Source organism: Moorena sp. SIO4E2 (genome assembly GCF_010671945.1).
In the GTDB taxonomy this organism is placed as follows: domain Bacteria; phylum Cyanobacteriota; class Cyanobacteriia; order Cyanobacteriales; family Coleofasciculaceae; genus Moorena; species Moorena producens.
This window is the reverse complement of sequence record NZ_JAAHIE010000810.1, coordinates 1-2713: the sequence shown is the minus strand read 5'-3', so window position 1 is coordinate 2713 and position 2713 is coordinate 1. Positions and strand designations below refer to the sequence as shown.

General features: G+C 44.5%; 3 protein-coding genes. 1 reads left to right on the top strand and 2 read right to left on the bottom strand.

All coding sequences use genetic code 11. From position 1 onward, the window contains the following. Positions 1 to 217 precede the first annotated feature (217 nt). Positions 218 to 424 (bottom strand): hypothetical protein, encoded by a 207-nt coding sequence (locus tag F6K37_RS37540; protein WP_008188216.1) that lies wholly within the window; start codon positions 422 to 424, stop codon positions 218 to 220. A gap of 194 nt (positions 425 to 618) precedes the next feature. Then, the gene (locus F6K37_RS37535) at positions 619 to 1971 is read right to left on the bottom strand and encodes a DNA cytosine methyltransferase (protein ID WP_008188218.1); all 1353 of its coding nucleotides are present in this window, start codon (positions 1969 to 1971) and stop codon (positions 619 to 621) included. 274 nt (positions 1972 to 2245) lie between these two features. Between F6K37_RS37535 and F6K37_RS37530 the strand changes: the two genes are divergently transcribed. Then, positions 2246 to 2527 (top strand): hypothetical protein, encoded by a 282-nt coding sequence (locus F6K37_RS37530; protein WP_207554303.1) that lies wholly within the window; start codon positions 2246 to 2248, stop codon positions 2525 to 2527. The last annotated feature ends 186 nt before the right edge of the window (positions 2528 to 2713 follow it).

Sequence of the window (2713 nt, the reverse complement as noted above, 5' to 3'; positions counted from 1 at the left end):
TAGGGGAAGAAGTCGTACACTTACATCATATTGATGGAAACCACGATAACTGGAAACCAAAGAATTTGCTAGCAGTTCATCACAGCTGCCATCAACTAATCCACGGAAGCAGACCGAAAGGTCAGGATATCTAGGAGCTGGGTGCGGTGAAAGTCGCACGCCCAGATTTGAAGGAGAGGTGCCCTGGGTAATACCAGGCATCGACTCTAACTATAGTTTATTCCACTACTCGAATCAATCCACGGTTCAAACCGTCATAAATCTCTTGGACTAGGGTTTGCTCTTCTAGTGAAAGTGATGCCTTGGCTAGTAAAGCTGACATAAAGAGCTGTTGGTCAATGCGGGTAATTTGGCGCATATGAATAATACGCTTAGCTATTTGCTTAACCGGGAATTTGGGGAAGATGACTTGAAAGGATTTCATGGGCTCCACATAATCTCTGTAATTTTAACTATCGACAATTTTGAAGAGATCTTCTGTGAGAGAAAGTCCTACCTAGTAGTGATTCGAGATCAAGATTTGTTGTGATAGGATAGGGCTTAAGCTGTGATCTGAGTTACAACGATGGCAGACTAGTAGCCGATCAGGGTTGACGGTCGTTATATACAGCATCTTTTCTATGAGAAGAGAACGACAGGAGAAGGGAAGCAGCAGATTAGAAAAGGAATAAATACTACTATATTCCAATACTTAGATGCCTGTAACTGTTTAAAGGTTAATAGTTTGGCATCTGAGAGCTTTATAGTTGTGGTTGGCACTGATGGTTGAACCGCCAACGCTGTCATAATTTGTTTACCCAAAACCCGTCCTAATCGTGGTGGTACAGCATTCCCCACCTGTCGAAATCCATGCCATTTGGTCCCGTGGAAGCGAAACCAATCTGGAAATGAGTGCAGTCTAGCGGCCTCTCGCACGGAGATCACCCGTGGGTAATCAGGATGAATGGGGCGAGGAGAGGTGTAGCGACCGTTTTTATAACCAGTACCTGCTCTGAGGGTATGGCAAGGTTTATCCCAGTGTAAGCGTCGTAAGCGACTGGTAGTTTCTACCTCGCCCATGGGTGTGTTTCTAAACCGCTCAATCGAGCCTTCGGTGTGGTGGGTTTGCAGGGAACTGGTCAATAGTTGAGGATGCCACTGGCGGGGATAGGCAAAGTTACCAGGATCGGTGATCAAATCCCGTAACTTTTCTACATAGGGCATGGCTAAAGCTTGGAGCAGGTCTAGCTGTTCTGGTGTTAGTTCAACACAATCGCTTTTCTGGAGTTCAGGAAAATCATCTAAGTTAGGCAAGTCTGCGATCGCATCCTTAACAGTTACCCATTGGTGAGAGGATAGTTCTGAGGAAGGATAAGCCACTGGTGCTTCCCCAAGCCTAGAACCGAGTAAAAACAACCGCCGCCGTTTTTGTGGCACACCAAAATCTGCTGCATTCAAGACCTGTACTGGTTCAGTTATAGTGTACCCAGCTGCTTTAAACTCACTGATTAGCTGCTCGAACAGGTGTTGGTATTTGTTCTGAGCTAAGCCTGGAACATTCTCCATCACAAAGTAGCGTGGTTGGAGTTCTTTGACCAAACGGCAGAACTCAAACACTAAATTATTGCGTACATCATCTACTTGACGCTTACCGATCAACGAGAATCCCTGACAAGGGGGTCCACCAATGACCAGATCAATGACTAGATCAATGGTAGAAACCTGCGATGAAACCTCTGTACAGTGTTGGTTTTGCTCCCTTTCAGTCCCCCACTCCCTCAGGGCTTTCTGAATTTCTTGACCAGACAGGGTAGCAATGTCGGTACATAAAACCTTGGTTTGAGGGGAATTGAAGGCATACACTGCCCCATGAATTGGGTCTTGTTCAACGGCGAGGGCAACATCAAAGCCCGCCTGCTCAATCCCTAGGGAGAAACCACCAGCACCAGCAAATAAATCAACGGCTAACGGTCGATGAGGGAAATTTGCCATGCCGTTTATGGTAGTCTAATGTTTATTGCGCTGCACGCTTCGGAACAGGGAACAGGGAACAGGGAACAGGTAATGACAAACCTTGTCACATAGCGCTGCTCACGAAAATAGGCAAATTAAATGGACACTAGCTTACCTATAATTGTTGATCAGTAGGAAACACTATTGTTTACCATACCTTAGTTAGTACTCTCTTTTACCATTCACATTAATCTAGCTCTCACAGAAGTCGCGAGTAGTAATAGCAATCCGTGTAGGAATTGTGATAATTTTGATGCCATATTCCCTACTCCCTACTCCCTACTCCCTACTCCCTACTCCCTTTGCTAAAGTGCTGATGCCAATTTTAAAATCCTCATTTTTCTGGTTTTTCTGCTTTACGGTAATTTTCCTGCTATCCCAAGATTTCTGGTCTTGGCAGCAAGACATTTCCTTCTCCTTGCTCCATCTTCCCCCCTGGGTATTCTATTTTATTGCCTTACAAATTCTCCTCGCAGTCGCGTTGTTACTATTTGTGGTAAATTTCTGGGAAACTTCGTCTAAGGAAGACCGTTAAAAATATGACACTAGCTTGTAGGGTGGGCAAAAACAGTTTGCTTCTTTTGAGTATTCTAGATTATATTACTTTGCCCACCCTACTTTAATTAGTAGGGTGGGCAAAAACAGTTTGCTTCTTTTGAGTATTCTAGATTATATTACTTTGCCCACCCTACTTTAATTGGTGTGATAGCTGATAGTTGAT